The 329-nt window shown below is 24.6% G+C and carries 1 protein-coding gene; it reads right to left on the bottom strand.

Features of this window, described 5'->3' with window-relative positions:
- On the bottom strand, positions 1-329 hold a 329-nt coding region (locus tag Q3223_RS19630), incomplete at both ends, for a helix-turn-helix domain-containing protein (RefSeq protein WP_407812455.1).

The following is a 329-nucleotide window of genomic DNA, read 5'->3' as shown; positions in this document are numbered from 1 at the left end:
ATTGACTAAGGTACAGAATATTTCCATTTGTAAAGTTAGTTCTATATGAAAATCTATTAGTTTTCTTTGATTTAAATTTAGGAAACCCTGTATTTTCCTTAAAGAATTTTTTATATGCGTTTTCTAAATCTTTTAAGGTGTTTTGTAGTGAAAATTTATCAGGTTCTTTAAGCCACTTTAATCCTTTTTTTAAATTGGTCAAATCAGAACTGCACTGTTTATAAGTAAAAGTTTCTTTATCATTTTCATAAACTTCTATTTTTTTAGCAAGATATTTATTATATACCAATCTACAACATCCAAAAGTTTTGTTAATTAACTCTTGTTGC

This window comes from Clostridioides sp. GD02367, from assembly GCF_045900275.1.
Lineage (GTDB): Bacteria > Bacillota > Clostridia > Peptostreptococcales > Peptostreptococcaceae > Clostridioides > Clostridioides difficile_A.
This window is presented reverse-complemented; position numbering and strand designations above follow the sequence as displayed.